This is a genomic window from Pseudomonas sp. PDM14 (assembly GCF_014851905.1).
In the GTDB taxonomy this organism is placed as follows: Bacteria; Pseudomonadota; Gammaproteobacteria; order Pseudomonadales; family Pseudomonadaceae; genus Aquipseudomonas.
The window spans coordinates 423858-450760 of the sequence record NZ_JACVAQ010000003.1 but is presented as its reverse complement, the minus strand read 5'-3'; the positions used below and the strand labels follow the sequence as shown (position 1 = coordinate 450760).

The 26903-nt window shown below is 61.8% G+C and carries 27 protein-coding genes; 13 read left to right on the top strand and 14 right to left on the bottom strand.

The window, feature by feature from the left end; all coding sequences use genetic code 11:
• Positions 1 to 125: 125 nt before the first annotated feature.
• The 6 genes from msrQ to IB229_RS21685 all read right to left on the bottom strand — a co-directional run bounded on the left by msrQ (position 126) and on the right by IB229_RS21685 (position 6065).
• Complete coding sequence (gene msrQ, locus IB229_RS21710) at positions 126 to 740, bottom strand: protein-methionine-sulfoxide reductase heme-binding subunit MsrQ (protein WP_192332019.1); 615 nt, start codon at positions 738 to 740, stop codon at positions 126 to 128.
• Positions 740 to 1738 (bottom strand): protein-methionine-sulfoxide reductase catalytic subunit MsrP, encoded by a 999-nt coding sequence (gene msrP / locus IB229_RS21705; protein ID WP_192332018.1) that lies wholly within the window; start codon positions 1736 to 1738, stop codon positions 740 to 742. Before msrP ends, msrQ begins: the two co-directional genes overlap by 1 nt.
• A 63-nt stretch (positions 1739 to 1801) precedes the next feature.
• Positions 1802 to 2617, bottom strand: a complete 816-nt coding sequence (pssA, locus tag IB229_RS21700) for a CDP-diacylglycerol--serine O-phosphatidyltransferase (RefSeq protein WP_192332017.1) — start codon at positions 2615 to 2617, stop codon at positions 1802 to 1804.
• 159 nt (positions 2618 to 2776) lie between these two features.
• Entirely contained in the window at positions 2777 to 3793 is a 1017-nt protein-coding gene (gene ilvC / locus IB229_RS21695) for a ketol-acid reductoisomerase (protein WP_192332016.1), read from the bottom strand.
• Positions 3794 to 3840: 47 nt separating this feature from the next.
• On the bottom strand, positions 3841 to 4332 hold the full coding sequence (gene ilvN / locus IB229_RS21690; RefSeq protein ID WP_192332015.1) for an acetolactate synthase small subunit: 492 nt from the start codon (positions 4330 to 4332) through the stop codon (positions 3841 to 3843).
• Positions 4333 to 4334: 2 nt separating this feature from the next.
• A complete protein-coding gene (locus IB229_RS21685; protein WP_192332014.1) occupies positions 4335 to 6065 on the bottom strand; it encodes an acetolactate synthase 3 large subunit in 1731 nt (576 codons plus the stop codon).
• Positions 6066 to 6468: 403 nt separating this feature from the next.
• Between IB229_RS21685 and IB229_RS21680 the strand changes: the two genes are divergently transcribed.
• Entirely contained in the window at positions 6469 to 6900 is a 432-nt protein-coding gene (locus IB229_RS21680; protein WP_192332013.1) for a DUF4124 domain-containing protein, read from the top strand.
• A gap of 34 nt (positions 6901 to 6934) precedes the next feature.
• Here the strand turns inward: IB229_RS21680 and IB229_RS21675 are convergent, their stop codons facing one another.
• From IB229_RS21675 to mrcB, 3 genes are read right to left on the bottom strand one after another with little or no spacing between them, the layout of a single operon-like run.
• Positions 6935 to 7261, bottom strand: a complete 327-nt coding sequence (locus IB229_RS21675; RefSeq protein ID WP_192332012.1) for a YqcC family protein — start codon at positions 7259 to 7261, stop codon at positions 6935 to 6937.
• Positions 7261 to 7974: a tetratricopeptide repeat protein gene (locus tag IB229_RS21670; RefSeq protein ID WP_192332011.1), complete on the bottom strand. Its 714-nt coding sequence runs from the start codon at positions 7972 to 7974 to the stop codon at positions 7261 to 7263. Before IB229_RS21670 ends, IB229_RS21675 begins: the two co-directional genes overlap by 1 nt.
• A gap of 23 nt (positions 7975 to 7997) precedes the next feature.
• Positions 7998 to 10313, bottom strand: coding sequence for a penicillin-binding protein 1B (mrcB, locus tag IB229_RS21665; RefSeq protein ID WP_192332010.1), 2316 nt, complete (start codon positions 10311 to 10313; stop codon positions 7998 to 8000).
• Between the two features lie 118 nt (positions 10314 to 10431).
• Between mrcB and IB229_RS21660 the strand changes: the two genes are divergently transcribed.
• The 6 genes from IB229_RS21660 (at position 10432) to IB229_RS21635 (ending at position 15329) form a co-directional block, all read left to right on the top strand.
• Positions 10432 to 11994: an AAA family ATPase gene (locus tag IB229_RS21660; protein WP_192332009.1), complete on the top strand. Its 1563-nt coding sequence runs from the start codon at positions 10432 to 10434 to the stop codon at positions 11992 to 11994.
• Between the two features lie 68 nt (positions 11995 to 12062).
• Positions 12063 to 12407 carry a pentapeptide repeat-containing protein gene (locus IB229_RS21655; RefSeq protein ID WP_192332008.1) on the top strand — a complete coding sequence of 115 codons (345 nt, stop codon included), beginning with the start codon at positions 12063 to 12065 and terminating at the stop codon, positions 12405 to 12407.
• A gap of 13 nt (positions 12408 to 12420) precedes the next feature.
• Complete coding sequence (locus IB229_RS21650) at positions 12421 to 13167, top strand: class I SAM-dependent methyltransferase (RefSeq protein WP_192332007.1); 747 nt, start codon at positions 12421 to 12423, stop codon at positions 13165 to 13167.
• A 40-nt stretch (positions 13168 to 13207) separates the two neighbouring features.
• Complete coding sequence (locus tag IB229_RS21645; protein ID WP_192332006.1) at positions 13208 to 13480, top strand: TfoX/Sxy family protein; 273 nt, start codon at positions 13208 to 13210, stop codon at positions 13478 to 13480.
• A 108-nt stretch (positions 13481 to 13588) separates the two neighbouring features.
• Entirely contained in the window at positions 13589 to 14389 is an 801-nt protein-coding gene (locus IB229_RS21640) for a cyclic nucleotide-binding domain-containing protein (protein WP_192332005.1), read from the top strand.
• 445 nt (positions 14390 to 14834) lie between these two features.
• Entirely contained in the window at positions 14835 to 15329 is a 495-nt protein-coding gene (locus IB229_RS21635; protein WP_192332004.1) for an LEA type 2 family protein, read from the top strand.
• A gap of 12 nt (positions 15330 to 15341) precedes the next feature.
• On the opposite strand, the gene IB229_RS21630 is transcribed toward IB229_RS21635, so the two are convergent.
• On the bottom strand, positions 15342 to 16217 hold the full coding sequence (locus IB229_RS21630) for a YihY/virulence factor BrkB family protein (RefSeq protein ID WP_192332003.1): 876 nt from the start codon (positions 16215 to 16217) through the stop codon (positions 15342 to 15344).
• 171 nt (positions 16218 to 16388) lie between these two features.
• Between IB229_RS21630 and IB229_RS21625 the strand changes: the two genes are divergently transcribed.
• Positions 16389 to 16733 carry a zinc ribbon domain-containing protein YjdM gene (locus tag IB229_RS21625; RefSeq protein ID WP_192332002.1) on the top strand — a complete coding sequence of 115 codons (345 nt, stop codon included), beginning with the start codon at positions 16389 to 16391 and terminating at the stop codon, positions 16731 to 16733.
• A gap of 59 nt (positions 16734 to 16792) precedes the next feature.
• Here the strand turns inward: IB229_RS21625 and IB229_RS21620 are convergent, their stop codons facing one another.
• The gene (locus tag IB229_RS21620; protein ID WP_192332001.1) at positions 16793 to 17494 is read right to left on the bottom strand and encodes a hypothetical protein; all 702 of its coding nucleotides are present in this window, start codon (positions 17492 to 17494) and stop codon (positions 16793 to 16795) included.
• Positions 17495 to 17865: 371 nt separating this feature from the next.
• Here IB229_RS21620 and IB229_RS21615 point away from each other — a divergent pair, with 371 nt between their 5' ends.
• From IB229_RS21615 to IB229_RS21600, 4 genes are all read left to right on the top strand, one after another.
• Complete coding sequence (locus IB229_RS21615; RefSeq protein ID WP_225579291.1) at positions 17866 to 18264, top strand: hypothetical protein; 399 nt, start codon at positions 17866 to 17868, stop codon at positions 18262 to 18264.
• Between the two features lie 98 nt (positions 18265 to 18362).
• Positions 18363 to 18662 carry a hypothetical protein gene (locus tag IB229_RS21610; RefSeq protein ID WP_192332000.1) on the top strand — a complete coding sequence of 100 codons (300 nt, stop codon included), beginning with the start codon at positions 18363 to 18365 and terminating at the stop codon, positions 18660 to 18662.
• 205 nt (positions 18663 to 18867) lie between these two features.
• Positions 18868 to 19701, top strand: a complete 834-nt coding sequence (locus IB229_RS21605) for a hypothetical protein (RefSeq protein WP_225579290.1) — start codon at positions 18868 to 18870, stop codon at positions 19699 to 19701.
• Positions 19702 to 20707: 1006 nt separating this feature from the next.
• Entirely contained in the window at positions 20708 to 21685 is a 978-nt protein-coding gene (locus tag IB229_RS21600) for a 5'-nucleotidase (RefSeq protein ID WP_192331999.1), read from the top strand.
• Between the two features lie 45 nt (positions 21686 to 21730).
• On the opposite strand, the gene IB229_RS21595 is transcribed toward IB229_RS21600, so the two are convergent.
• The 3 genes from IB229_RS21595 to IB229_RS21585 all read right to left on the bottom strand — a co-directional run bounded on the left by IB229_RS21595 (position 21731) and on the right by IB229_RS21585 (position 25846).
• Positions 21731 to 22513, bottom strand: a complete 783-nt coding sequence (locus tag IB229_RS21595) for a gamma-glutamyl-gamma-aminobutyrate hydrolase family protein (RefSeq protein ID WP_192331998.1) — start codon at positions 22511 to 22513, stop codon at positions 21731 to 21733.
• A 295-nt stretch (positions 22514 to 22808) separates the two neighbouring features.
• Positions 22809 to 24305, bottom strand: a complete 1497-nt coding sequence (locus tag IB229_RS21590) for a CoA-acylating methylmalonate-semialdehyde dehydrogenase (RefSeq protein ID WP_192331997.1) — start codon at positions 24303 to 24305, stop codon at positions 22809 to 22811.
• Positions 24306 to 24499: 194 nt separating this feature from the next.
• Positions 24500 to 25846, bottom strand: a complete 1347-nt coding sequence (locus IB229_RS21585) for an aspartate aminotransferase family protein (protein ID WP_192331996.1) — start codon at positions 25844 to 25846, stop codon at positions 24500 to 24502.
• 136 nt (positions 25847 to 25982) lie between these two features.
• Between IB229_RS21585 and IB229_RS21580 the strand changes: the two genes are divergently transcribed.
• A complete protein-coding gene (locus IB229_RS21580; RefSeq protein WP_192331995.1) occupies positions 25983 to 26903 on the top strand; it encodes a LysR family transcriptional regulator in 921 nt (306 codons plus the stop codon).

Here is a 26903-nt window from a genome sequence, read left to right as displayed (position 1 = left end):
TACTCGAATCCGCCACCGTTGCAACCTTTATTTTCGTCTAACTTCTTGTTTACTAAGGAGTTTTCGGATCCGGCTGCACCGGAAGAGGTGCGCATTATAGGGGAGACAGAAACGGCGTCAACACCTTATTGCAAAGATTTCGTCATCTTTTTCGGGAGTTCAGACAGGGGTCTCGAAACTACCGGTAGTCGCACCAGCATCAACCCCGCACCAATCATGGCGTACACCGCCCATTCAGCCAGATCCGAGCGCGCAATCCAGAGCATATGTAGCAACGCTAGAGCCAACACCAAATAGATAAGTCGGTGTAGCAGCCGCCAGCGACCACCAAGACGGCGGATGCTATAGCGGTTGGAGGTAGCAGCCATCAGCAGCAGACCAAGGAACCCCAGGAGCCCAACAATGATGTAAGGCCGTTCGACTACATCATCCAGTAACCGGTCGAAGCGCAAGCCGAGGATGAACAGCAGATACGCGCACAGATGCAGCACCACATAGAAGAAACACCACAAGCCAAGCTGACGCCTGACCGCCAGCCAACCGCCCCATCCACTCACTCTGCGCAAAGGCGTCATGCTCAGAGTGACAAGAAGAAGCACCAGCGCCCCCAATCCCAGGTTATCCACGAGCACCTTGCCCGGATCGGGCCCAAGCTGCGAGGTCACTCCTTGGTACAGCCAGAGCAACGGAAGAATCGGGACAAGCAGAAACACCAAGAGCCGCCACCCGCGATAGCTCATCAGTAGTTATTCCTCAGATCCAGGCCACTATAAAGAGGAGCGACTTCGTCATAGCCATTGAATAGGCGAGTCGATACCACATTGGGATTGAATAGACTGTTGGGCAGCCGCCGCTCCGTAGCCTGACTCCAGCGCGGATGGTCGACCTCGGGATTGACGTTGGCGTAGAAGCCATATTCGTTCGGCGCCAGCGCCTCCCACGTGGTAATGGGCCGTTCTGCAACCAGACTGATGCGCACGATGGACTTGATGCTCTTGAAGCCGTATTTCCACGGCACGACCAAGCGCAGCGGCGCGCCATTCTGGTTAGGTAGAACTCGCCCATAGAGGCCGACAGCAAGAAACGTCAACGGATGCATCGCCTCATCCAGGCGCAGACCTTCTCTATAAGGCCAGTCGATCAGCGAGAAACCTGAACGTACACCTGCCATTTCTTTGGGCGCCAGATGAGTTTCGAACTTAACGTATTTAGCGCGCGAGGTCGGCTGAGCCCGCTCGATCAGTGCTGACAAGGGAAACCCAAGCCAAGGTATGACCATCGACCACGCCTCGACACAGCGCAGACGATAGATGCGCTCTTCCAGACGATGAGGCTGTACCAGCGCCTCCAGCGACACGGCCCCCGGCTTGGCAACCTCGCCATCAATGATCACGGACCAGGGCTCGACCTGCATCTTGTCCGCGTAGCGCGACGGGTCGCCCTTACCGGTACCGAATTCATAGAAGTTGTTGTACTGCGTGACATCGCTGAAGGGGGTCAGAGACTCATCCCCCCTTGAGGATTGCCAGCGCGCATCTTTCAGCTTGTCAGCAAACCATGCCGGAGCGCTGCCTTGCGCCACATCGGTATAGGGCCCGGTCGAGGCCTGGAGGGGAAACGCACTCGCTGCAGCAAGGCCGCCCGCAGCCGCAAGCAACTGCCGGCGCGAAAGGTAGAGGGCTTCAGGCGTAACTTCGTGTTCGCGCGCAGCAGAAGCTGCAGGAATCTTGATCAGCATGGTGGCTCCGCAGCTAATGGCGACTGATGCGCCAATAGACTGCGAAGCCGGCAGGAAATTACATCACTCGACGGCTTTGCGGCGGCGCAACTGCAACAAATATTGCACTGGACCCGATGCAGCATAGGTCACAAAGATCAGTAGCAGAATACGCGGCGGATCGCTGAACACCACAGCGAACACCAGCACCACGACAAGGATTGCGACAAAGGGCACACGTCCTTTGAGATCGAGGTCCTTGAAGCTGTGGTACTTGATGTTGCTGACCATCAGAGTTCCCGCAGCCGCCACCAGCAGGGCCACGACGAACGCCATGTTCGAACCTTTGATGCCAAAGTCGCTGAATGCCCAGACCGTACCGGCAACCAGCGCGGCGGCGGCCGGGCTGGCCAGACCGATGAAGTAGCGCTTGTCGGCCTTGCCGACCATGGTGTTGAAGCGAGCCAGACGCAATGCAGCACCCGCCACATAGATGAAGGCGACCATCCAGCCCACCTTGCCCAGGCTGCCCAGCGCCCACTCGAAAGCGACCAGGGCCGGAGCAACACCGAACGCGACCATGTCCGACAGCGAGTCGTACTCGGCACCGAAGGAGCTCTGGGTGTTGGTCAGGCGCGCGACACGACCGTCGAGACCGTCGAGGACCATGGCAACGAAGATGGCAATCGCCGCGTGATCGAACTGGCCGTTCATGCCATTGACGATGGCGTAGAAGCCGGAGAACAGCGCGGCGGTGGTGAAGAGGTTGGGCAGCAGGTAGATGCCACGGTGACGGACCTTGCGCCCTTCCGCATCATGACCCTCCTCCACATGCTCATCGATGGGCAGGAGGCTTTCCTCTTCTGAGGGCTTGCCGGATTCCTCGGGACGTTCGTTCATGAACAACACCTTGCAGCGGGTTTGGTTGAATTTCGACCGGAGCCACTGTCGGAGGTTCGCCCAGCAGCTCCATGCAAACGAGAGGGCTTTATACCAGAAGCCTGCCGCGAGCATAAAAAAACGCGGCCGAAGCCGCGTTCTTTTTCAGATCGCGAAGGCTTAGTTCTTGGCCTTGTCGACGATCTTGTTGGCAGCGATCCACGGCATCATGGCACGCAGCTTCTCGCCAACCACTTCGATGCCATGGGCAGCGTTGTTGCGGCGGTAGGCGGTCATCGACGCGTAGTTCGAGGCACCTTCCTGGATGAACATCTTGGCGTACTCGCCGTTCTGGATGCGCTTCAGAGCGTTGCGCATGGCAGCACGGGACTCGGCGTTGATAACTTCCGGGCCAGTGACGTACTCGCCGTACTCGGCGTTGTTGGAAATCGAGTAGTTCATATTGGCGATGCCGCCTTCGAACATCAGGTCGACGATCAGCTTCAGCTCGTGCAGGCACTCGAAGTAGGCCATTTCCGGCGCGTAGCCAGCTTCGACCAGGGTATCGAAACCGGCTTTCACCAGCTCAACGGTACCGCCGCACAGTACGGCCTGTTCGCCGAACAGGTCGGTTTCGGTCTCGTCCTTGAAGGTGGTTTCGATGATGCCGGTACGACCGCCGCCAACGCCCGAGGCGTAGGACAGGGCAACGTTCTTGGCGTTACCGGAAGCGTCCTGATAGACCGCGATCAGATCAGGAATGCCACCGCCTTTGACGAACTCGGTACGCACGGTGTGGCCCGGAGCCTTCGGCGCGATCATGATCACGTCGAGGTCAGCGCGCGGCACGACCTGGTTGTAGTGGATGGCGAAGCCGTGGGAGAAGGCCAGCGTGGCGCCCTTCTTGATGTTCGGCTCGATCTCGTTGCGGTACAACTGGCCCTGGAACTCGTCCGGGGTCAGGATCATGACCAGATCGGCAGCAGCAACGGCAGTCGCCACGTCAGCAACCTTCAGGCCATGAGCTTCAGCTTTGGCTACGGTAGCCGAACCTTTACGCAGACCGACGGTAACGTCGACACCGGAGTCCTTCAGGTTGCACGCCTGAGCGTGGCCCTGGGAGCCGTAACCGATGATGGCGACTTTCTTGCCCTGGATAATCGAGAGGTCGCAGTCTTTGTCGTAGAACACTTTCATGGGAATTCCCCTGGTTTGTCTGGCCTCGTGGGCCGTTCGCTAAAGAGTTAGATACTGAGTACTTTGTCGCCACGGGCAATGCCGGTGACGCCGCTGCGTACGGTTTCCAGGATCGACGCGGTGCCGATGGCCTGGATGAAGCTGTCCAGCTTGTCGCTCGTGCCGGCCAACTGAATGGTGTAGACGCTGCTGGTCACATCGACGATCTGCCCACGGAAGATGTCGGTGGTGCGCTTGACCTCAGCGCGCTGGGCGCCGGTGGCCTTGACCTTGACCAGCATCAGCTCGCGTTCGATGTGCGCGCTTTCGGACAGATTAACCAGCTTGACCACTTCGATCAGCTTGTTGAGGTTCTTGGTGATCTGCTCGATCACATCGTCCTGGCCGACGGTGGTCAACGTCAGACGCGACAGAGTCGGGTCTTCGGTCGGTGCAACGGTCAGGCTTTCGATGTTGTAGTTGCGCTGGGAAAACAGGCCAACGATACGCGACAGGGCGCCTGGTTCGTTTTCCAGCAACAGGGAAATGATATGGCGCATGGTCAGGTCCGCTCCGTCTTGCTCAGCCACATGTCACGCATGGCACCGCCGCGAATCTGCATCGGGTACACGTGCTCGCTGGTATCCACGGCGATGTCGAGGAACACCAGGCGATTCTTCAGGGCGAAGGCTTCTTCCATCTTCGGCTTGAGGTCTTTCAGGTCGGTGATGCGCATGCCCACATGACCATAGGCCTCGGCCAGCTTGACGAAATCCGGCAGCGACTCCATGTACGAGTGCGAGTAGCGGCTGCTGTACTGCATGTCCTGCCACTGGCGAACCATGCCGAGGGCACCGTTGTTCAGGTTGATGATCTTCACCGGCAGGTCGTACTGCAGGCAGGTCGACAGCTCCTGGATGTTCATCTGGATGCTGCCTTCGCCGGTGACACAGGCCACGTCGGCCTCCGGGAAGTTCAACTTGACGCCCATCGCCGCGGGGAAACCGAAGCCCATGGTGCCCAGGCCGCCGGAGTTGATCCAACGGTTCGGCTTGTTGAAGCGGTAGTACTGCGCCGCGAACATCTGGTGCTGGCCCACGTCGGAAGTGATGAAGGCGTCGCCCTTGGTCACGTCGCTGAGGGTCTCAATCACGCTCTGCGGCTTGATGATGCTGCCGTCACCCTCGTTGTAGGGGAACAGGCGGCCACTGCCACGCCACTCGTCGATCTGCTTCCACCAGTTGGCGACGGTTTCCTTGTTCGGGGTCTCGCCGATTTCCTTGAGGATCGCGACCATCTCGGTCAGCACGCTGTCGACCGGCCCGACGATCGGGATATCGGCCTTGACGGTCTTGGAGATCGAGGCGGGGTCGATGTCGATGTGGATGATCTTCGCGTTCGGGCAGAACTTGGCTGCCGTCTCGCCGTTGATCACGCGGTCATCGAAGCGTGCACCGACAGCGAGGATCACGTCGGCATGGTGCATGGCCAGGTTGGCGGTGTAGCTGCCGTGCATGCCGAGCATGCCGATGAACTGGCGATCGGAGCCGGGGAAGGCGCCAAGACCCATCAGGGTATTGGTCACCGGGATATTGAGCATCTTGCCCAGCTCGGTGAGCGGCTCGGATGCGCCGCCCATGATCACACCGCCACCGGAGTACAGCACCGGGCGCTTGGCGGCCAGGAGCATCTCGGCAGCTTTGCGGATCTGCCCGGAATGGCCACGGGTAGCAGGGCTGTAGGAGCGCAGCTTGACCTTCTTCGGGTAGCTGTATTCGAACTTCTGCGACGGATCGCCCATGTCCTTCGGAATGTCCACGACCACCGGGCCTGGACGACCGGACTGGGCGAGGTAGAAGGCCTTCTTGATCACTTCGGGAATTTCCGAAGGATGCTTGATGATGAAGCTGTGCTTCACGATCGGACGCGAGATACCGACCATGTCGGTTTCCTGGAAGGCATCGGTACCGACCACGGTGCTGGGCACCTGACCGGAAATGATCACCATCGGGATCGAGTCCATGTAAGCGGTGGCTATGCCGGTAATGGCATTGGTCGCACCCGGACCAGACGTCACCAGTACCACGCCGGCCTTACCGGTGGCGCGGGCATAGCCGTCGGCCATGTGGGTCGCGGCCTGCTCGTGACGAACCAGGATATGGGTCACTTCCGGCTCTTTGAACAGGGCATCGTAGATGTGCAGGAGGGCACCGCCCGGGTACCCATAGATGTACTTCACGCCTTCGTCACGCAGCGAGCGGACGACCATTTCAGCGCCGGATAAAAGCTCCACGTTGTTCACCTCTAGAACGCCAGATTACCACCCGTCAACGAGTGGTCCTTGTATTAGGTTTTACTGTCAGCGGACGAGCGCGACTGTGGTCGCGGATACTACGAGGTCGGCATAACGAGTAACGGAATGGCCCAGAGCTTGCGGGGCCCCTCCTTCCCAGCGCGAGGTAACGCGTTGCGGGTGTAACGGGGGTCGGCACGGGTAGTGCCTTTTTTTGCTGAGCTGGAGGACACTTGCGGCGGACTCCACTACAGCGAACGTGGGATTGTTCTGATTAGCGCCGCTCAAGTCAAGCCGTTCGGCACGGAATATTCAGCGAGTGCTGTGACACGGCGCAGGATGACGTTTTGCACGTTTTGGTTATAGTAACCACCAAGTTCCGCAGCCAGATAAAGGAAACAGCATGCGTCGCATGATTCTCACCGGCAGCCTTATGCTCGCGCTGAGCGCCACCGCCATGGCCGGTCAGGTGTACAAATGGGTAGACGAAAACGGCAATACCCACTTTGGCGCGCAGCCTCCGGAAGGCCGCGAGGCCACCACGATCAATACCAATGTGCCGCAGCCGAAAGCTGCTCCTGCGAAACCCGTAGCGACTCCGAGCGAAGAAGATGCCGAGCAGGAAGCGGTGGACAAGAAGGTCAAGCAAGATGTGGCCAAGGCCGAAGCCGAGCGCAAAGAGTTTTGTGAGCAGACCCGTACCGATCTGGCGCAGCTGAAGAACAATCCGCGCCTGAAAACGCAAGAGGGCAACGAGGTCCGACGCGTGACCGAAGAGGAGCGCCAGGCAAAAATCGTGGAAGCGGAGAAGAACATTACCGAACACTGCCGCTAAGGCCTCACAAGGCAGGAAATCACCTCCTGTCGCCTTAACCCGCAGCAATCAATCTATCAAAGCCACCCAGCAGGTCGAGCAACACGCCGACCTGCTTGCCACTCGCACCGTAGACCTCCTCCCCCATCTCCCGAATGGCCGATGCCGCCGGCAGCGGTGCCGCCGTCTCGATCAGCATCTTCATCCGAGGCAGCAGGATCCATTGCAGCCACGCCTCGAACGACAGGGTATCGACACAGAATGGCTGCTGACTGGCCAGCGCCTCGACATCAGGCGCAGTGGCACTCCACCAGCCCAGGCGACGCAACTCCCGCTCGATCAGCAGCAGTTGTTCGGCCAATGCGGGCAAACGCTCATCCATTACAGGTTGACCCGCGCCCGCTCACGCGCCTGGGCGGCACCAGAGGCATCACCCTGGCGCTCGCGAGACTGAGCGATCAGATTCCACAGACTGGCCTGCAGAGCCGGACGACCATTGGCCATGGTCAAACCGCGACGGGCCAGCTGCTCGGCCTGGGCGGCATCGCCCTGGGCCAGGCGCACTTCGGCCAGGCGATAGAGCACTTGCGGCTCGCGCGGCGCGATGCGCTGGGCACGCTCGAGACTGGACGAAGCGCCATTCAGGTCACCACTGCCCTGCTGTTGCTGCGCGGTGCTCAGCAACGCCAGAACCGGACCATCCAACTGCTCGTCGGCACTCAGGCCACCACCGGACGGAATGCCGCTAGGCATGCTCGGCACACTTGGCTGGTACGTACCCGAGCTGGCGATCGGGCCAGTGCTCAAGGGTCCACTGCTGAGCGGCGCGGGAGATGAACTGCTGCCGCCCGGGTAGGTTTCCAGCGGCGCGGAGCTGACACCACCCGGCACCATCACTACCACGCCGGAATCCTGCGGCATGCTCTGCGGTTGCGCAGCGGTTGCCGGCGCGCGGTAGCCGCCACCGGCCTCCATCTGCTCATCGTCCCGCAGGGAGCCACTGGCGTCCGTCACCGGAATCGAACCGCGCTGTACCGTGGAGCACCCGCTCAGCACGGCCGAGGTCATCACTGCACACAACAACCACTTACTCATTCGAATCCTCTCTCCTGGCCGACTCATTCGAGCCAGCCACGCACCCAATCCATTACCGAATCATCCGGCGCCTGACCACAGGCGGTGCCCGCCACCGGCTCGCTGCCGCGAATATACGGCATCTGTACCGCATTCGGACAACCCGGCGCCGAGCCCTGGCCATTGCCAGCATCAATCCAGGCCAGGACCACGTTATCCGGCAGCGGCATGTCCAGCGGCAGCGGGTCGGCCTTCTTCATGAAGCCGGTCCACACCTGCAGCGCACCGGTCGCGCCGGTCAGCGGCGTCTTGCCGTTGTCGTCACGCCCCAGCCACACCACCGCCAGCAGGTCCTGGCTGAAACCGGCGAACCAGCTGTCGCGCGAATCGTTGGTGGTCCCGGTCTTGCCGGCCAGGGTCAGCGCCTGTGGCAACTGACTGTAGACCGACCGCCCGGTGCCTTCGCGCATCACGCGCTGCATGGCGTTCTGTACCAGATAGATCGCGCCGGTATCGAAACGTTGCTGGATCTGGAACGGATAGCGCTTGAGCGGTTGCCCTTCGGCCGTCAGCACACTGCGAATACCACGCAGCGGCGTATTGAATCCACCGTTGGCCAGGGTCTGGTAGACCGTCGCCACTTCCATAGGGCTCAACGCGCCGGCGCCCAGCAGCATCGACGGATAGGCCGGCCACTCGCGATCCACGCCAAGGCGCGACAGCGTCTTCAGCACATTCGGCACCCCCAGTTCCAGGCCCAGCTTGGCGGTGGACAGGTTGTAGGAGTTGGCCAGGCCTTCGTACAGGTAAATGGTGCCGTGGGACTTGTGATCGTAGTTCTGCGGGCTCCAGACCTGCCCATCCTGGCCTTTCACCGAGAACGGCTCGTCAGTCAGCCAACTGGTCAGCGTGTACTGGCTCGGGCGCTCCAGCGCGGTGAGGTACACCGCAGGCTTGATCAGCGAGCCGATCGGCCGTACCGCATCCAGCGCACGGTTGAAGCCGGCGAAACGCGGCTGGCGACTGCCGAGCATGGCCTGAATCTCGCCATTCTCCGGATTGGTCACGACCATCGCGGCCTCGACCTCATCCACGCCCTTGCGGTCGCCGAGACGCTTGAGCGTTTCACTCAGCGCGGCTTCGGACTTGAGCTGCAGAATCGGGTCGAAGCTGGTGAAGATGCGCAGGCCTTCTTCGGTGAGGTCCTCGTCGCGGTAATCCTGGCGTAGCTGGCGTTTGACCAGGTCAAGGAACGCCGGATAGGAACTGTCGGCCAGGCTGCCGCGCTTGGTCACGCCAAGCGGTTTCTGCTGCGCCGCCTCGGCCTCGGCCTGGGTGACGATTCCCTGCTGCGCCAGCAGCCCGAGCACCAGATTACGCCGTTCCAGGGCACGTTCCGGGAAGCGCCGCGGGTTGTAGTAGGTCGGCCCCTTGACCATGCCGACCAGCAGCGCTACCTGATGCAGCTTGAGCTCGGCCAGCGGCTGGCTGAAGAAGTACTGGCTGGCCAGGCCGAAACCATGTACCGCGCGCTGGCCGTCCTGGCCGAGGAACACCTCGTTGAGGTACGCCTCGAGGATTTCCGTCTTCTCGTAGTGCAGCTCCAGCAGCACCGCCATCATGGCCTCGGTGGCCTTGCGGGTGAGGCTGCGCTCACTGGTCAGGTAGAAGTTCTTCACCAACTGCTGGGTCAGCGTACTGCCGCCCTGGCGCAGCTGGCCGGTGCTGGCGTTGATCCACACCGCGCGGGCAATGCCCTTGGGCGACACGCCGAAGTGGTTGAAGAACTCGCGATCCTCCACCGCCACCAGGGTTTCGACCAGATAGGGCGGCACCTGATCCAGCTTGATCAGAATGCGGTCCTCGTGATGCGCCGGGTACAGGCCGCCGATCAGCAACGGTTCCATGCGTGCCACGTCCAGCTTGCTGCCGTTGGCCTGGGTCAGGCCGGCGACGAAATCACCGGAGAAGCGCACCCGCAGCCGCTGCGCAGGCTCGGCACCTTCATAGAACTGGAAACCACGGGTGTGCAGGTCGATCTGGTTGCCGTTGACCACCGAGGCGCCAGGGCCGTCTGCCGCGCTTTCGCGGCGATAGCCCAGCGCATCCAGTTCGGTGAGGAAATCCTGCTTGGCCAGCTTCTGGCCGACGAACAGCTCAAGTGGGCGGGCATAGACCTTGGCCGGCACGGTCCAGCGCTTGCCGGAGAATTTCTCCTGCACCACGGCGTCCAGGTACACGGCGAAGCCGGCCAGGACCACCAGGCCCACCAATGCGAGTTTGAGAGCCCAGCCAAGCCAGGGACGGGAAGCACCGGAGCGGCGCTTGGCGCTTTTGCGCGGGGTTCGGGAGCGAGTCATGGCGCGGCATTATACGCACTTTGCCTATGGCGGACAGGCGCGCCCCGGCGGTTTGCAGAGCGCCTCACAGCGGCCATAATGCCGCCTCTTATCGATACCAGACGCGCAAGGAAAGACCGTGAGCCAAGCCCTGATTGCCGCCCTGCAGAACCCGGCCCTCTATCCCCACCCGGTGGAAGGATTCCAGGTCATTGAGACGCACATCTCCTGGGTGCTGCTCACCGGCCCCTTCGCCTACAAGATCAAGAAGCCGGTCAACTTCGGCTTCCTCGACTTCACCGACCTGGGCAAGCGCCAGCACTTCTGCGGCGAAGAGCTACGTCTCAACCAGCGCCTGACCGAAGGCCTGTACCTGGGCGTACTGCCGATCACCGGCAGCGAGAGCGCCCCGCAGCTGGACGGCGAAGGCGCGGCCATCGAGTACGTGCTGAAGATGCGCCAGTTCCCGCAGAGCCAACTGCTCAGCGAAGTGCAATCGCGCGGCGAGCTGACCCCGGCGCATATCGATGCCCTGGCCCAGCAGATCGCCGACTTCCACGGCCGAACCCCTGCGGTCGCCGCCGATCATCCGCTGAGCGCGCCGCAAGCCATCGTCGCGCCAATGCGGCAGAACTTCGTGCAAATCCGCCCGTTGCTGTCCGATGCCGCCGACCTTCGCCAGCTTGATGCCCTGGATGCCTGGGTAGAAGCCAGCATCGCCCGCCTGGAGCCACTGCTGGCGCGGCGCGCTGAAGCCGGCGCGATTCGCGAGTGCCACGGCGACATTCATCTGGGCAACGCCACCCTGCTCGACGGCAAAGTCGTGCTGTTCGACTGCATCGAATTCAACGAAGAATTCCGTCTGATCGACATTGCCCTGGATGCCGCCTTCCTCGCCATGGACCTGGAAGACCGCGGCCTCAAGGTGCTGTCGCGACGCTTCATCAGCGCCTGGCTGGAGCGCAGCGGTGACTACGATGCCCTGGAACTGCTCAATCTTTACAAAACTCACCGCGCCCTGGTGCGGGCCAAGGTCGCGCTGTTCAGCCTCGCCCACCAGAGCGATGCCGTGGAGAAAGCCGCCACCCTGCGCCAGTACCGCAACTACGCCAACCTGGCGGAAAGTTACAGCGCCATCCCCACGCCCTTCCTGGCCATCACCAGCGGCGTTTCCGCTGTCGGCAAGAGCCAGGTGGCACTGCGCCTGGTCGAAGCACTGGGCGCCATCCGCCTGCGCTCGGACGTGGAACGCAAGCGCCTGTTTGGTGAGCAGCCGGAGACAGCGAAAGGCAACCTGAACAGCGGCATCTACAACGCGGAGGCCAGCGCGGCCACTTACCAGCGCCTGCACCAGTTGGCGGAAAGCTGCCTGCACGCCGGCTTCCCTGTGGTGCTCGACGCGGCCTACCTCAAGCGCGATCAGCGCGCCGCCGCCTGGCAGGTTGCCGAACACAATGGCGCACCGTTCCTGATCCTCGACTGCCAGGCGCCGCAGGCGGTCATCGCCAGCTGGCTGCAGCAGCGCCAGGTCGATGGCAATGACCCGTCGGACGCCACCCTCGAGGTCATCGAGGCGCAGCAGGCCAGCCGCGAAGTGCTGGACGCCGATGAACAGGCCCACAGCAAGCGCATCGACACCCATGACGCCGCCAGCCTCGACAACCTGGTCGGCAGCATTCGCCAGCGCCTGCCAGGCCTCTGAACACGCGCTTCCGGGCAGGCTCGCAGGCAGCTTCTATACTTGCGGCGAGCCTTACCCGGAGGTAACTCATGAGCCAACCACGTCAGCTCGACGATCCGCTGTATCGGCTACTGCACAACGAAGATATCAAGGGCTTCAACAGCCAGCGCCCGGCCGATGGCCCCATCGACCTCAGCGGTGGCGACTTCCGTGGTCTCGACCTGCGTTTGCTGGACGCCGAGGGCATCGACTTCAGCGACGCCTATTTCCGCGGCACCGACCTGCGCGGCCTGGATCTGCGCGAAGCCAACATGGAAGGGGCCAGCATCGCCCACGCGCAGATCTCCGGCGCCTATTTCCCTGCGGACATCAGCGCCGACGAGGTACTGATGTCGCTCAATTTCGGTACCCGCATGCGCTATCGCACCCGATGAGTACCGCTTATCAATGAGTGAAATCACCCGCCTGTTCGGCGCCCGCGCCGGTGCCTACGCCAGTTTCCGTCCGCAATACCCTTCCGCTCTTTTCACCTGGCTGGCGGCCAACAGCCCCGGCCGTCAGCGCGCGCTGGACATCGCCTGTGGCAATGGCCAGGCCAGCGCACCGCTGCTTGAGCACTTCGAGCAGGTGCTGGCCTGCGACGGCAGCCCCGAACAGCTGCTCGCCGCCAAGGACCTGCAGGGCGTATCCAGCTTCGCCGCCACCGCCGAAGCACAACCGCTGGCGGACGCCAGCCTCGACCTGATCGTCGTCGGCCAGGCGCTGCACTGGTTCGCCACCCCGGTGTTCTTCCGCGAGGTGGCGCGCCTGCTCAGGCCGGGTGGGCTGTTCTGTGCCTGGTGCTACAGCCTGTTGCGAGTCGACGCACAGGTGGATGCGGTACTCGAAGAGTTCTATTACGGCACGCTGGACGGCTACTGGCCCGAAGGCCGCACCAGCGTCGACGCCGGCTATAGCGACCTGCAGGTACCATTCGCCCAGATCGAACTGCCGCCGTTCGCCATCGAACTGCAGTGGGACCGCCCCCAGTTGCTCGGCTACCTGAGCACCTGGTCCGCCGTACAACGCCTGGAAAAGGCCAGCGGCCGCGACCCACTGATCGACCTGCTGCCCGCACTCGAAGCCGCCTGGCCTGACGGACAGCAACAGCGTTTTGTGCGATGGCCGCTACACTTCGTCGCAGGTCGTCCCTGATCTTTTCATCGGCAGCTGCGCAGCAACGCAAGGAGGCGCCATGAATGATGAACTGCAACACCTGAAGAACCTGGGCAAGACGTCGTCGCAATGGCTGCATGCCGTGGGCATTCACAGTGCCAACGACCTGCGCCGCCTGGGCGCCGTGGACGCCTATCGCGCCGTTCGCGCACGCGGTTTCCGTGCCTCCAAGGTGCTGCTCTATGCCATTGAAGGGGCGCTGCTGGATGTACACTGGAGCGAGCTGCCCCCAGCGCACAAGGCCGAGCTCAACGGCAAGGTTGACTCCCTGGGCACAAGCAACAAGAGCTAGCTCACAACCTCCATGCGCCGGGATTTACCTACCCCCCTGGCGCAACATATTGTTGAAGGGGGCGACCTTGCCCTATCGTCAGCCCAGCCAGTTCAAGGAATTACTGTCATGTACCTACTCGGGGAGCAACCGGCCTACGCCGATCAGCTGATCCAACGTCTGCAGAGCATCCCTAACCAGTTGCTCGATGGTATGCAGCCCAGCGGCGCGCCCCTGCGTCTTGAACAGGTCGAGGATCTGGCGAAGATTCTTCCCGGCAACCAGCTGTACGTCATCGAAAGCGGCCTGCTGCATGCCCAGGTCGATGACCGCCCGCTGTTCTATCTGCAGGAGGGGGACCTGGTCGGATTGCGCCAGGGTATCGACCTGCCGAGCTGCCGTTACAGCAGCGAAGAAGCGCTGACCCTGGTGCCCTACACGCGCACCGAGGTGTTCAAGCACATCTACGGCAGCGAACAACGCCAGGAACTGTTCATCCAGTACCTGATCGGCCATACCGCCCTGCTCTCGGACGCCCTGGCGCGCCTGAAGCAACCGGAAATCCGCCCTGCCACCGGCTTCCAGCACTTCGCCGCTGGTGAGGAGCTGATCCAGCAGGGCGACGAAGCCGATCACGTGTTCGTGATCATCGAAGGCCACGCCGAAGCGCATGTCGATGGGCAGAAGGTCGGCGACGTGCAGAAGGACGAGATTTTCGGCGCCATGGCCGTGTTCACCCGCGAGAAACGCAGCGCCACGGTGATCGCCAGCGAGCCGTGCACGGTCATGGTGATCCCCAAGGACCAGTTCCTCAGCCTGATGCAGAGCAACCCGCGCATCGCCCATAGCCTGATCGAGAGCATGGCGCGCCGCATCGACCTGCTGAACAAGGAAGTCACCCAATTGCGCGTAAACCGCGAGCCGGCGTGACCTCCAGCCCTATACCGACAACCCCGGCCACGTGCCGGGGTTGTCGTTTTCAGGGTAGAAATGCGAGCCAATCGAAAATAATTCTCAAAAAGGTGTTGACGTTAAAATGAGAATTGTTATTATTACCCCAACTGGTCGCGAGATCAGTCGATAAGCTGGAAGGCCACGCAGTCGGCTCTTCAGATTATCTCCTCATCAGGCTAATCACGGTTATTGACCCGGCTTTTTGCCGGGTCTTTTTTTGGCTGCGATTTAGTGCTCGGACTGCCTACCGCTCGCTTCCGCCAGCGCCATACCTCACGTGGGCAGCCTCGCTTTCAGCGGCAACCACCCGCTACAGACCCACCCTCACTCACTGCAAACCGGTGTGAGCACAACCGCTGGCGACATTCACCACCGCTTGCGGTCTGTAATGGTGTACTCGGCCACCAATGGACTCGTGCCCATGCTCCCTTCCCAACGGCTCGTCACCGCCGGCCTGCTCGGCGCCCTGCTCGTCGTGAGCGGCTGCAGCACCCTGACACCTCGCGACCCCGTACGCGTCGAACTGACCGGCCTCGAACCGCTCCCCGGGCAAGGCCTGGAGGTGCGCTTCGCAGCCGTGCTACGCGTGCAGAACCCGAATGAAAGCGCCATTACCTACAACGGTGTGGCATTGGACCTGGAGGTCAACCACCGCTCCCTGGCCAGCGGCGTCAGTCCTCAGGCCGGTCACGTGCCGCGCTTCGGCGAGGCGCTGATTCGTGTGCCGGTGAGCATCACCGCGCTGGCTGCCATGCGCCAGGCCTGGGCCGCCGCAGGGTATCAGCAGGGTGAAGGCCTGCCCTATCGGGTCAGCGGCAAACTGGCCAACGGCCTGTTCGGCACCGTGCGTTTCAGCGATGACGGCACGCTGAACTGGCCCGAGCGCGCTTCACCCTACCTCACGCCAGTCCCGTAGGCTCAGATCGCCTCAGGCCGAGGCCACCTTTTCGCCCGGGTCCTTGCCTTCACGCGCGTGATGCTCGATCACCGCATTCAATTCGGCGCCGAACAGCAGCACCGCCGAGGAAATGTACAGGTAGAGCAGGAAGATGATGATCGCGCCGATGCTGCCGTAGGTGGCGTTGTAGTTGGCGAAATTCTGCGCGTAGAAGCCGAAGCCCAGCGAGGCAATGATCCACACCGCCACCGCCAGCACCGAGCCGGGGGTGATGAAGCGGAACTCCTGCTTCACGTCCGGCGCCAGGTAGTACACGGCGGCCACCACCGCGATCAGCATGACCACCGCCACCGGCCAGCGCAGCCAGGTCCACAGCACCACCACCACCTGCTCAAGGCCGACCTGCTGCGCCAGCCAGTTCATCGCCTGCGGCCCGGTGACCATCAGCGCCGCCGCGGTCAGCAGCAGCCCCGCCACCGCCACGGTGTAGAGCACCGACAGCGGAATGCGCTTCCAGGCCGGGCGCGCGTCCTCCACGCCGTACGCCTTGTTCATCGCCGCCATGGTCGAGCGCACCGCCGCCGAGGCCGTCCACAGCGCCAGCACGATACCCATGGAGAACAGACCGGCCTTCTGCGTCTGCAACTGGGAGATAATCGGGTCGACCAGCTCCATCGCCGCCTGCGGTAACACCAGCGCTGCTTGCTCGCGCAGCCAGTCGAAGAACGGCTGCATGTCGAGCACGCTGATGATGGCGATCAGGAACAGCAGGAACGGGAACAGCGAGAAGAACAGCTGAAACGCCAGCGCCGAGGCGTAGGTGGGCAACTCATCATCAATGAACTCGGTCACCGTGCGCTTGCCGATGGTCCAGAGGGATACGCCGCGAAGATCGGGGAAAAGCATGTCGCCTCCAGCAGTCCGAAATGGGTCAGTGCCCAACATTGGAACGGCGCCTTGGCGAATCGGTTCGACTGAAAAGCGGCGAGCCAGCCGGCTCGGATGATCACGCGACGGCGCGCGACGACAAAACCCTATACAATCTGCGGCCTTTATTTTCGACCGCGAGTACCCGTCGTGAGCACGCTGCCACCCTGCCCCAAATGCAACTCCGAATACACCTACGAAGACGGCGCACAGCTGGTCTGCCCGGAATGCGCCCACGAGTGGTCCGCCGATGGCACTGCGGATACCCCGGCCGAAGGCGACAAGGTAATCCGCGATGCAGTCGGCAACGTGCTGCAGGATGGCGACACCGTCAGCGTAATCAAGGACCTCAAGGTCAAGGGCTCGTCCCTGGTGGTCAAGGTCGGCACCAAGGTCAAGGGCATCCGCCTGTGCGACGGCGACCACGACATCGACTGCAAGATCGACGGCATCGGCGCGATGAAGCTCAAATCCGAGTTCGTAAAAAAGGTCTGAGCCTCACCGCGATACGAAAAAGCCCGGCACATGCCGGGCTTTTTCATGCCTGCGCGGCGCTACTGCACCGGCAGGAAGTTGAGGAACAGCAGGCTCTGCGCATAGTTGACGCTCAGGCGCCGGTAACGCTCGTCGAGCACATCGGTGAGCAGATCGAGACGCGCGACGATCTTGCCGAACTCCACGGCGAAGCTGAGGTTACGCCCGTCCGTGGAGATCTCGTTGGACAGCAGCCACGGCGCCCCTTGCACATCCATACGGCTGGTGAGCATCCAGGTCGCCTTCTCGATGTTGCGCGCAGCGTTGTAGATGAATTTCGCGTCCAGCTCGTCGGTCATGTAGAACTCGGTGCGCCCACCGTGGGCGGTGACCAGCATGCTGCCTAGGGAATAGATGAAGGCACCGACTCGATCGCCCTTGTAGTCCGGGCTCAGCGCATAGCTCAGCGCCGCCACGTCCTTGCGCCCGCCCAGCTCGTCCAGCGGCTTGTTCTGCTCGATGGCCATCTGTACTTCATGCTGCGCCGCCTCACTGCTCTCCAGGCCGGTCTTTCGCCACTCGCGCGGATTGCGCCGGTAGAGCTTGTCCATCAGGCGGTAGAGGCTGTTGAGGTTGTTGCGCATGCCGATGGTGGCCATGCGGTCGGAGTGGGTCTGGAAGAATTCGCTGGCCTTCACCGGGCTCTTGTTGCCGATGATCGACTCGTGGGACTGATGCCGCGCGCAACCGGCCAAGCACAGCCCACACAGGGTGATCAGCAACCAGCGGCGGGCCGGGTGCTGCCACAAACGCGGGCGAAACAGACAGAGGGCCTCCGTGCGAAGCCTTGTCGAGCGCACAAGGGCGCGAGCTAGCCAGTTCCAACAATCCATGAGTAGAACAACCATCCGCTCCGGGCTGTGTCCTAAAACTAACAATAAACCTGTGACGAATGGGAGTTTTCTTGGCCCGCAGCGCCACCTCGGTCACAGCTTGGCGGCTGTCGCAGGCCGATTGCGCCGCTGTCACCCCAGCCTGCGGCGTCGTGCCCGGCTGCGTTTACACAGGATTTACACTGCCCTGCGCGATGCCGGGAACGGCAAATGGTCGAAGTGAATAACCGGGAAAGACCGGTACCACAGGAGTTTCGATCATGCTTGCGCGTATCCCCCTAGTCACTGCCCTGGTCGCCGGCCTGGCGTTGGTTGGCCAGGAACCTGTCGAGGCCTCCGACCGTAATGCCGCCATCGCCGGCGCGGTGATCGGCGCCGTGGTTGGCGGTGTCATCGTCAGCCAGAGCCGCCCGCAGCCCGTCTATGCGCCGCCACCCGCCTACTATCCACCGCCGCCTCCACCACCCGTGGCGTACTACCCGCCGCCACAGCCGGTGTACCACGAGACGCGCCCGGTCTATTACCGCCCGGCACCGGTCTACTACCGCGCCTACTACCCACCGCCCCGCCACGGCCACTGGCGTGAGCGTGATCGTCATCACCGCCACGATCGCTACGACCGCCATGACCGAGATCGCTACGACCGCGGTCGCTGGTAGCCCCACACAAGCCCCGCCCCCACGGGCTTGCCTTCACCGATTGACCGTTGCCATACGCACCACCCCAGAATGCACTCACTCCGATCAAGGAAGCGTTCATGCGCAAAACCCTGCTGTGTGCCCTGCTGCTCCTAGGCTCATTCCCAGCCCTGGCCGATACCACGGTCGATGTCTCGAAGGTCTATGGCAACATAAAATTCGTCGACAGCTTTCCCGACTACAAGGTGAAGGTGGTGGACTCGTTCCCGGACCTGAGGGTCAAACGGGTCGACGCCTTCCCGGACTCGGCCGGCAGATGGAAAACCGTCGACAGCTTCCCTGACTACAAAATCCAGATCGTCGACTCCTTCCCCGACTTCACCATCAAGTACGTGGATTCGTTTCCCGGCGTTGACTGAAGCTGAGCGCTCCCACGCCACGCGTGGAAACTATCGAAGCCCCGCACCTGCGGGGCTTTTTCTTGGGCGCGCGGACAGAGAATTAGCCCCATCGCTCCGTGCGGCGAAACGGCACAACAGTTTTCCACTTGTTGGGGATGGCGCTTGGCCAGCAATCGGCAGTATGGTCAGGGCTCTGTTCAAGGATGAAAGGAGCCCCATCCGCATGAGTATTTCCCGACCGATCAAGCTTGCCGGTCTGACCATGTTCCTGATTGTGCTGATCTGGGTGATGGCCTACCCGATCGCGCGCTACCTGATTCCCAGCGACACCTTCAGCGAGCCGTTCGAGCCGGTGTACAACGGCCTCAACGTGCTGTTCACCGCTCTGGCGTTCGGCGGCGTGATCATCACCCTGGCGTTCCAGGCGGAAGAGTCGCGCATCGCCCGGCGCGAGGAGATCGAGCGGTCCATCTTCGAACTGTTCCAGACCTTCACCAGCCTGGAGTTCCAGCAAGTGAAAGACGGCGCCTTTCGCGCATTGCTCGCGGGCATCCAGCACCGTGAATACGCCGAGTACCTGGCCAGCCGGCTGTTCGCCGTGGAGCAGTTGCCCTTTCCGCCAGCCAGCGCACAAACCCTGCACGCGCTGGATGCGGAAAAGCAGAACTTGGACGACCAACAGATCATCCACGCCGATCGCGCCGACCGGCTGATGCTCGACAACATCCTCAACTTCTTCGCCATGCTCGCCCAGCGCGAATCCTCCGCCACGGTGATCAAGCATTGCGACTTCGCCTACGACTGGTGGCGCCCGGCGCTGTGGATCATCGCAGAGCTGCAGCAGGAGCGGCATGCCGCCTCGGAAAGCATTCGCCTGTACTGCAAGAACCAGCTGGTCACCACCACACTGAAGGCGCTGGACAAGGTCTATGGGCATGCGCCGCTGAACAGCAGCCGTGAGGTGTGGGAATACATCACGAAGCATCCGAAGCTGCTCGACTTCGGGCTCGATCCGGCATTCGAAGACCTTCTATCAACGCCTGAAGCTGCGGCATGAGCATGCACGACTCTGATCAACTTGATCGCTCCCACGCTCTGCGTAGGTGTGCAGCTACAGACGCTTCGCGTCTGTGGGACGCTGAGCGCCCTCGGAGGGGTTCCCGTGCAAAACGTGGGAGCCATCGCAGTAAGGTCGAAACATCGACTGCAAGGATGCGCCTTGGTCATTGATGCCGCGATTCCTCACCAACCTCTCAGTGTGCGCTGGCTAATTGCTGAAGGTGGCTGGCAGCATGGTTTCGCCCTGCTGGGCGACTCACTTTCTTTGCTTGTGCAAAGAAGAGTAAGCAAAGAAACACACCCCGGCATACGGGTCTCGCTGCGCTCGACTTCCCTCCCTCCGGTGTCGCTCCGTGGGCCGGCTTACAAGGGCCATCCATGGCCCTTTAAGCCTCTCGCCGCATCCATGCGGCTCGTCCCCCTACGCAGCACCTCCGCTCGGCCTACTGACGGGGAGTTTGCGCGCATGCAGACTCCGCGCCTCAAGCCGCTCAGCGTTGTCGGTATGCCTCGCACAAGCAACCACCGTCGTTCCCGCGCAGGCGGGAACCCAGTGCGCGCCCTCTGGATTCCCGCCTGCGCGGGAATGACGAAACGCCAAAGCCCCTGCAAATCATCCATCGCAAACCAAAAGATCGGGCCGCAACCAGGTCCCGTCAGGAGGCTGAGTGGAATCGTTGCGTAAGGGGTTGAGCGGCATGGATGCCGCGAGAGACGCGATGGGCCAAGGATGGCCCTTCGCGGCGAGCCCCAGGAGCAATGATGGAACGAAGGGAGTCTCGCGTAGCGAGACCCGGATGTCGGGGGTGCTTTCTCTTTGGTTACTTTCTCTTTGCACAAGCAAAGAGAAAGTAATTCGCCATAAAGGCGAAAAACATGGTACCGAAACCAACAGAAGTCGCGTTGCGCTACGATACTTGAAAAGTAAAGCGTTATTCACCCTGCAAGCATCTATGTCGAAAGTTAATTTTTAAGCAGCACATTACATAAACATCTGAGGAATTATGGCTATAGACTTTAAGAACACTCTGGTGATCGGCGTATCCTCCCGAGCCCTATTCGACTTAGAAAAAGAAAACACCATATTTGAAACAGGCTCTGTTGATGAGTACAGGAAATATCAGCTCGAGCACGAAGACCTAGTTCTAGAAAAAGGCGCAGCATACTACCTAGTAGAAGCCCTCTTAAAGTTAAACAAGTATGCATCCGAGCCAAATCAAAGACTCGTAGAAGTCATAGTCATGTCAAAAAATTCACCCGACACAGGACTTCGCATACACCACTCAATCAAACACTACAAACTGGACATAACAAGATCCGCATTCTCAGGCGGAGAATCTCTAGCTCCATTTCTTCAAGCATTTGATGTCGACCTCCTACTAACCAAACACGCTGAAGATGTTCAAACCGCGATTGATACTGAACAATGCGCCGCCGCAACAATATATGACCCACCCTCAGATTATCTGCCCGTCGAAGAAAGAATAAGATTCGCCTTCGACGCCGATGCCGTCATATTCTCGGAAGACTCAGAGTACATATACAAAACCAAAGGCATGGATCAGTTTCAGAGCAATGAATTGCAAAATGAAGATATTGAACTTAAAGATGGACCATTCGCAAAGCTCATACGAGTACTTTCAACGATCCACAACAAGATCGGCTCAGAAAAATCACCTATCAAGATATCAATTGTTACCGCAAGAAATAGCCCCGCGCACGTACGCGTAATAAAGACACTCAGAAAATGGAATGTCTATGTTGACCAAGCTTTTTTCCTGGGAGGACTCGCGAAAGACAAGGTCTTAAAAGCGCTAAGACCTCACATCTTCTTTGACGACCAGAAAGCTCACGTTGAGCCCGCATCAAAAGTGGTCCCATCTAGCCAGGTCCCATACAAAACTGGCTCACCGCTTCGAAAGTTTTTAGAAGAACAGGCAACTCTAGAGCTAACCCCAGTAAGATCGAAAGACAATACATAAATAAACAGCCCGTCATTGGGCGGGCCTTTTTATTCGCAGTTCGACTCAGGCTTCTACTGCCTCTCTGCGCTTAACCAGCTTGCTCGCCTGATACTCCCTAGCCGCCTCATGGAACGCTCCAATCAGCGCGTTGTAATCGTCCTTCTCCCAATAGCGATACTCCGGGTGCCACTGCACGCCGACGGCAAACGCCTTGGCGCCGATCACGCTGACGGCTTCGATCTGGCCGTCCTCGGCCACCGCTTCCACCTGTAGCCCTTCGCCAAGGCGGTCGATGCCCTGGCCGTGAAGGGAGTTGACGCGCAGTTCGCGCTCGCCAAGCAGTTGGTGCAGCACACCGCCTTCGGTGAGGGTCACGCCGTGGATCGGGCCGTAGGCCACGTCGTCGGGTACGTCCTTGATCTCGCGGTGGTCGAGGCTACCGGGCACCAGGTGCACTTCGCGGTGCAGGGTGCCGCCGTAGAGCACGTTGAGTTCCTGTACGCCGCGGCAGATGCCGAGGAAGGGAATGCCGCGGTCGATGCAGGCGCGCATCAGGCGCAATACGGTGGCGTCGCGGGGTTTGTCGGCCAGACCCAGGCCGGGGTGGTCGTCGCCGTAGAAGCTGGGGTGTACGTTGGAAAGGGAGCCACCGAACAGGATGCCGGAGACGTTATCGAGCACGGTGTCCATGTCCAGCTCGTCGCCGAAGGCCGGGATCATCAGCGGGAAGGCGCCGAAGCCGGTGACGGCCTGAATGTATTTCTCGCCCACCAAGTGGAACCAGCCGATGTCACGGTCGGTCAGCTGCCAGCGGCACAGGGGAAGGCCGATCAGGGGTTTGCTCATCGCAAGGGTGTCCTCTTCATTTGAGTGTGAAGTGGGCTGCCCTTGGGACAGCGGGTTACCGGGTCACGAAAACCGTGAACCCGCTCACCCAAGGGGTGCCGACTCCCACTGGCAGCGCGCCAGCGAGTTACTGCACCAATGCCGCGCCCGCGCGGCAGGATTTGTGGCGTAACGCTTTTTGTAGGAGCCAGCTTGCTGGCGATCCGTCTGACCGGAAAGCCTCGCCAGCAAGCTGGCTCCTAAAGGTTATGCATAGCAAAAAGGGCCGGTCTTGCGACCAGCCCTCGGGGTTTGCTCAACCGTTACTCGGGAAGGCGAATTGCGCCGCCTCGTGGCTGGCGCGTTGCGGCCAGCGCTGGGTAATGGCCTTGCGCCGCGTGTAGAAGCGCACGCCGTCCGGGCCGTAAGCGTGCAGGTCGCCGAACAGCGAGCGCTTCCAGCCGCCGAAGCTGTGGTAGCTGACCGGCACCGGCAGCGGCACGTTGACGCCGACCATGCCGACCTCGATCTCGTCGCAGAACAGGCGCGCCGCTTCACCGTCGCGGGTGAAGATGCAGGTGCCGTTGCCGTACTCGTGATCGTTGATCAGCTGCATGGCCGCTTCCAGGCTGGCGACGCGGACGATGCACAGCACCGGGCCGAAGATCTCGTCGGTGTAGATGCTCATCTCGTTGCTGACCTTGTCGAACAGCGTGCCGCCGACGAAGTAGCCATTCTCGTTGCCGGCGACGCTGTAGTTGCGGCCGTCGACCAGCAGTTCGGCACCGGCGGCGACGCCGGCGTCGATGTAGCCGGTGACCTTGTCACGCGCGGCAGCGGTGACCAGCGGGCCCATGTCCAGGCCACACTGGGTACCGGCGCCGATCTTCAGCGCCTTGATCTGCGGCACCAGCTTCTGCACCAGCGCGTCGGCGATCTGATCGCCCACGCACACGGCCACCGAAATAGCCATGCAGCGCTCGCCGCAGGAGCCGTAGGCCGCGCCCATCAGGGCGCTGACGGCGTTGTCGAGGTCGGCGTCGGGCATCAGCACGGCGTGGTTCTTCGCGCCACCCAGGGCCTGCACGCGCTTGCCGCGCTTGGTGCCTTCGCTGTAGATGTATTCGGCGATCGGCGTCGAGCCGACGAAGCTCAGGGCTTTGACTTCCGGCGCTTCGATCAGCGCGTCGACCGCTTCCTTGTCACCGTGCACCACGCTCAGCACGCCCTTGGGCAGGCCGGCTTCGATCAGCAGTTCGGCGATCAGCAGGGTCGAGCTCGGGTCACGCTCGGACGGCTTGAGGATGAAGCAGTTGCCGCAGACGATGGCCAGCGGGTACATCCACAGCGGCACCATGGCCGGGAAGTTGAACGGGGTGATGCCGGCTACAACGCCCAGCGGCTGGAAGTCGCTCCAGGCGTCGATGTTCGGGCCGACGTTGCGGCTGTACTCGCCCTTGAGGATTTCCGGTGCGGCGCAGGCGAACTCGACGTTCTCAATGCCACGCTTGAGTTCACCGGCGGCGTCTTCGAGGGTCTTGCCGTGTTCCTGGCTAATCAGTTCGGCGATGCGCGTTTCGTTCTGCTCCAGCAGTTGCTTGAAGCGGAACATCACCTGGGCGCGCTTGGCCGCCGGGGTGTTGCGCCAGGCCGGAAAAGCGGCCTTGGCCACGTCGATGGCCTGCTGCACGGTGGCGCGGTCGGCCAGGGCGACCTTGCCGGTGGCGGTGCCGGTGGACGGGTTGAAAACGTCGGTGGTACGGCCGGTGCCGGCGATGCGCTCGCCATTGATCAGGTGCGGGATGGTGCTCATGGTCATCTCTCTTGAAAGACTGTGTTCGTTGGCCTGGGAGGGCTTTCCCTCACCCCAGCCCTCTCCCGGGGGAGAGGGGCAGGCCGTGCAGTGCTTGAATTCGGTGTGGCTAGGCTGTGTACGGTGGATAACGCTTCCACCGTTCGAGCCTGTGGTGGATGAACAACGCGTCATCCACCCTACGTTGAATCTTCTCAGTCGATCTTGCCGAGGGTTTCGCCGACGGCGTCGAACAGGCGGTCGAGTTCTTCCGGCTTGGTGTTGAAGGTCGGCCCGAACTGCAGGGTGTCGCCACCGAAGCGCACATAGAAGCCGGCTTTCCACAGGGCCATGCCGGTTTCGAACGGGCGGATGCTCGGGTCGCCGTCACGCGGGGCCAGTTGCAGGGCACCGACCAGGCCGCAGTTGCGGATGTCGATGACGTGCTTGCTGCCCTTGAGGCCGTGCAGAACGTTCTCGAAGTGCGGCGCGAGGTCGGCGGACTGCTGGATCAGGTTGTCCTTCTCCAGCAGCTCCAGGGTGGCCAGGCCGGCGGCGCAGGCGACCGGGTGCGCCGAGTAGGTGTAGCCGTGGGTGAACTCGATCATGTGCTCAGGGATGGCCTGGTGCATGAAGGTGTCGTAGATCTCCTTGGAGGCCACCACCGCACCCAGCGGGATGGCACCGTTGGTGATCTGCTTGGCGGCGTTGAGGATGTCCGGGGTGACGCCGAAGTATTCCGCGCCGCTCCACTTGCCCATGCGGCCGAAGCCGGTGATCACTTCGTCGAAGATCAGCAGGATGTTGTGCTGGGTGCAGATCTCACGCAGGCGCTCCAGGTAGCCCTTCGGCGGAATCAGCGCGCCGGCGGAACCGGACAGTGGCTCGACGATGACAGCGGCGATGTTGGAGGCATCGTGCAGCTCGATCAGCTTGAGCAGCTCGTTGGCCAGCTCTACGCCGCCAGTCTCGGCCATGCCCTTGGTAAAGGCCATGCCCGGCTGCAGGGTGTGCGGCAGGTGGTCGGCGTCCATCAGTTGGCCGTACATCTTGCGGTTGCCACCGATACCGCCCAGGGCGGTGCCGGCGATGTTCACGCCGTGGTAGCCACGGGCGCGACCGATGAACTTGGTCTTGGCCGGTTGGCCCTTCAGACGCCAGTAGGCCTTGGCCATCTTCACCGCGGTGTCGGCACACTCGGAGCCGGAGCCGGTGAAGAACACGTGGTTGAGCTCGCCCGGCAGCAGGTCGGCAATCTTCTCCGCCAGCTTGAACGACAGCGGGTGGCCGTACTGGAAGCCCGGCGAGTAGTCGAGGGTGCCGAGCTGCTTGGCCACGGCTTCCTGGATTTCCTTGCGGCTGTGGCCGGCGCCACAGGTCCACAGGCCGGAGAGGCTGTCGAACACGCGGCGGCCCTGGTCGTCGATGAGGATGTTGCCTTCGGCGGCGACGATCAGGCGCGGGTCGCGCTTGAAGTTGCGGTTGGCGGAGAAGGGCATCCAGTGCGCGTCCAGCTTGAGCTGGCTGGCCAGGGATGGAGTGGCGGTCTGCGGCATGTTCATGGTGCGGCTCTCGCGGGCAGGGAAACGGGTGTTGCCGCAGGCGCGTGCCCACGGCGTTGTTGCAGTGCAAGGTGCCACGGGCATAAAGTCACTAAAACCCAACTTTTCTTATCTTCAGTTTAAAGATAACTAAACAATGAGCACGCGCCGTTCCGAACCCCTGGCACAAGTCAGCGACTTTGAAATCCGCCTGCTGCGGCTGTTCCGCAGCGTCGTCGAGTGCGGCGGCTTCTCCGCCGCCGAAGCCGTGCTCGGCATCGGCCGCTCGGCAATCAGCCAACAAATGAGCGACCTGGAGCAGCGCCTGGGCCTGCGCCTGTGCCAGCGCGGGCGCGCCGGCTTCGCCCTGACCGAGGAAGGCCGCGAGGTTTATCAGTCGACCCTGCAGCTGCTGGGCGCGCTGGAGAGCTTCCGCGGTGAGGTCAACGGCCTGCACCAGCAGTTGCGCGGCGAGCTGCACATCGGCCTTACCGACAACCTGGTGACGGTGCCGCACATGCGCATCACCCATGCTCTGGCACGCCTCAAGGAGCGCGGTCCGGACGTGCGCATCCAGATCCGCATGACCCCGCCGAGCGAGGTGGAACAGGGCGTACTCGACGGCAGCCTGCACGTCGGCGTGGTGCCGCAGAGCCACACGCTGTCCGGCCTGGAATACCAGCCGCTGTATGAAGAGCGCTCGCTACTGTACTGCGCGGTCGGCCACCCGCTGTTCTATGTCGACGATCAGCAACTCTCGGAAAGCCGACTCAACGCCCAGGACGCCATCGCCCCGACCTTCCGCCTGCCGCCGGAGATCCAGGCGCAGTACCAGGTGCTCAACTGCACGGCGAGCGCCTCGGACCGCGAGGGCATGGCCTTCCTCCTGCTCACCGGGCGCTACATCGGCTACCTGCCCGATCATTACGCCCAACAGTGGGTGCAGCAGGGGCGCCTGCGGGTGCTCAAGCCGGCGTCGCGTTTCTATGACCTGAACATGGCCGCCGTGACGCGCAAGGGCCGGCGCCCGCAACTGGTGCTGGAGAGTTTCCTCGAAGCCCTGGCCTCGACCCGTTGA

Excerpts from the sequence above, each read along its gene's own strand:
- msrQ (WP_192332019.1), bottom strand. The coding sequence starts at position 740 with ATGAGCTATCGCGGGTGGCGGCTCTTGGTGTTTCTGCTTGTCCCGATT.
- msrP (WP_192332018.1), bottom strand. The coding sequence starts at position 1,738 with ATGCTGATCAAGATTCCTGCAGCTTCTGCTGCGCGCGAACACGAAGTT.
- pssA (WP_192332017.1), bottom strand. The coding sequence starts at position 2,617 with ATGAACGAACGTCCCGAGGAATCCGGCAAGCCCTCAGAAGAGGAAAGC.
- ilvC (WP_192332016.1), bottom strand. The coding sequence starts at position 3,793 with ATGAAAGTGTTCTACGACAAAGACTGCGACCTCTCGATTATCCAGGGC.
- ilvN (WP_192332015.1), bottom strand. The coding sequence starts at position 4,332 with ATGCGCCATATCATTTCCCTGTTGCTGGAAAACGAACCAGGCGCCCTG.
- IB229_RS21680 (WP_192332013.1), top strand. The coding sequence starts at position 6,469 with ATGCGTCGCATGATTCTCACCGGCAGCCTTATGCTCGCGCTGAGCGCC.
- IB229_RS21675 (WP_192332012.1), bottom strand. The coding sequence starts at position 7,261 with ATGGATGAGCGTTTGCCCGCATTGGCCGAACAACTGCTGCTGATCGAG.
- IB229_RS21670 (WP_192332011.1), bottom strand. The coding sequence starts at position 7,974 with ATGAGTAAGTGGTTGTTGTGTGCAGTGATGACCTCGGCCGTGCTGAGC.
- mrcB (WP_192332010.1), bottom strand. The coding sequence starts at position 10,313 with ATGACTCGCTCCCGAACCCCGCGCAAAAGCGCCAAGCGCCGCTCCGGT.
- IB229_RS21655 (WP_192332008.1), top strand. The coding sequence starts at position 12,063 with ATGAGCCAACCACGTCAGCTCGACGATCCGCTGTATCGGCTACTGCAC.
- IB229_RS21650 (WP_192332007.1), top strand. The coding sequence starts at position 12,421 with ATGAGTGAAATCACCCGCCTGTTCGGCGCCCGCGCCGGTGCCTACGCC.
- IB229_RS21645 (WP_192332006.1), top strand. The coding sequence starts at position 13,208 with ATGAATGATGAACTGCAACACCTGAAGAACCTGGGCAAGACGTCGTCG.
- IB229_RS21640 (WP_192332005.1), top strand. The coding sequence starts at position 13,589 with ATGTACCTACTCGGGGAGCAACCGGCCTACGCCGATCAGCTGATCCAA.
- IB229_RS21635 (WP_192332004.1), top strand. The coding sequence starts at position 14,835 with ATGCTCCCTTCCCAACGGCTCGTCACCGCCGGCCTGCTCGGCGCCCTG.
- IB229_RS21630 (WP_192332003.1), bottom strand. The coding sequence starts at position 16,217 with ATGCTTTTCCCCGATCTTCGCGGCGTATCCCTCTGGACCATCGGCAAG.
- IB229_RS21615 (WP_225579291.1), top strand. The coding sequence starts at position 17,866 with ATGCTTGCGCGTATCCCCCTAGTCACTGCCCTGGTCGCCGGCCTGGCG.
- IB229_RS21610 (WP_192332000.1), top strand. The coding sequence starts at position 18,363 with ATGCGCAAAACCCTGCTGTGTGCCCTGCTGCTCCTAGGCTCATTCCCA.
- IB229_RS21605 (WP_225579290.1), top strand. The coding sequence starts at position 18,868 with ATGAGTATTTCCCGACCGATCAAGCTTGCCGGTCTGACCATGTTCCTG.
- IB229_RS21600 (WP_192331999.1), top strand. The coding sequence starts at position 20,708 with ATGGCTATAGACTTTAAGAACACTCTGGTGATCGGCGTATCCTCCCGA.
- IB229_RS21595 (WP_192331998.1), bottom strand. The coding sequence starts at position 22,513 with ATGAGCAAACCCCTGATCGGCCTTCCCCTGTGCCGCTGGCAGCTGACC.
- IB229_RS21590 (WP_192331997.1), bottom strand. The coding sequence starts at position 24,305 with ATGAGCACCATCCCGCACCTGATCAATGGCGAGCGCATCGCCGGCACC.
- IB229_RS21585 (WP_192331996.1), bottom strand. The coding sequence starts at position 25,846 with ATGAACATGCCGCAGACCGCCACTCCATCCCTGGCCAGCCAGCTCAAG.
- IB229_RS21580 (WP_192331995.1), top strand. The coding sequence starts at position 25,983 with ATGAGCACGCGCCGTTCCGAACCCCTGGCACAAGTCAGCGACTTTGAA.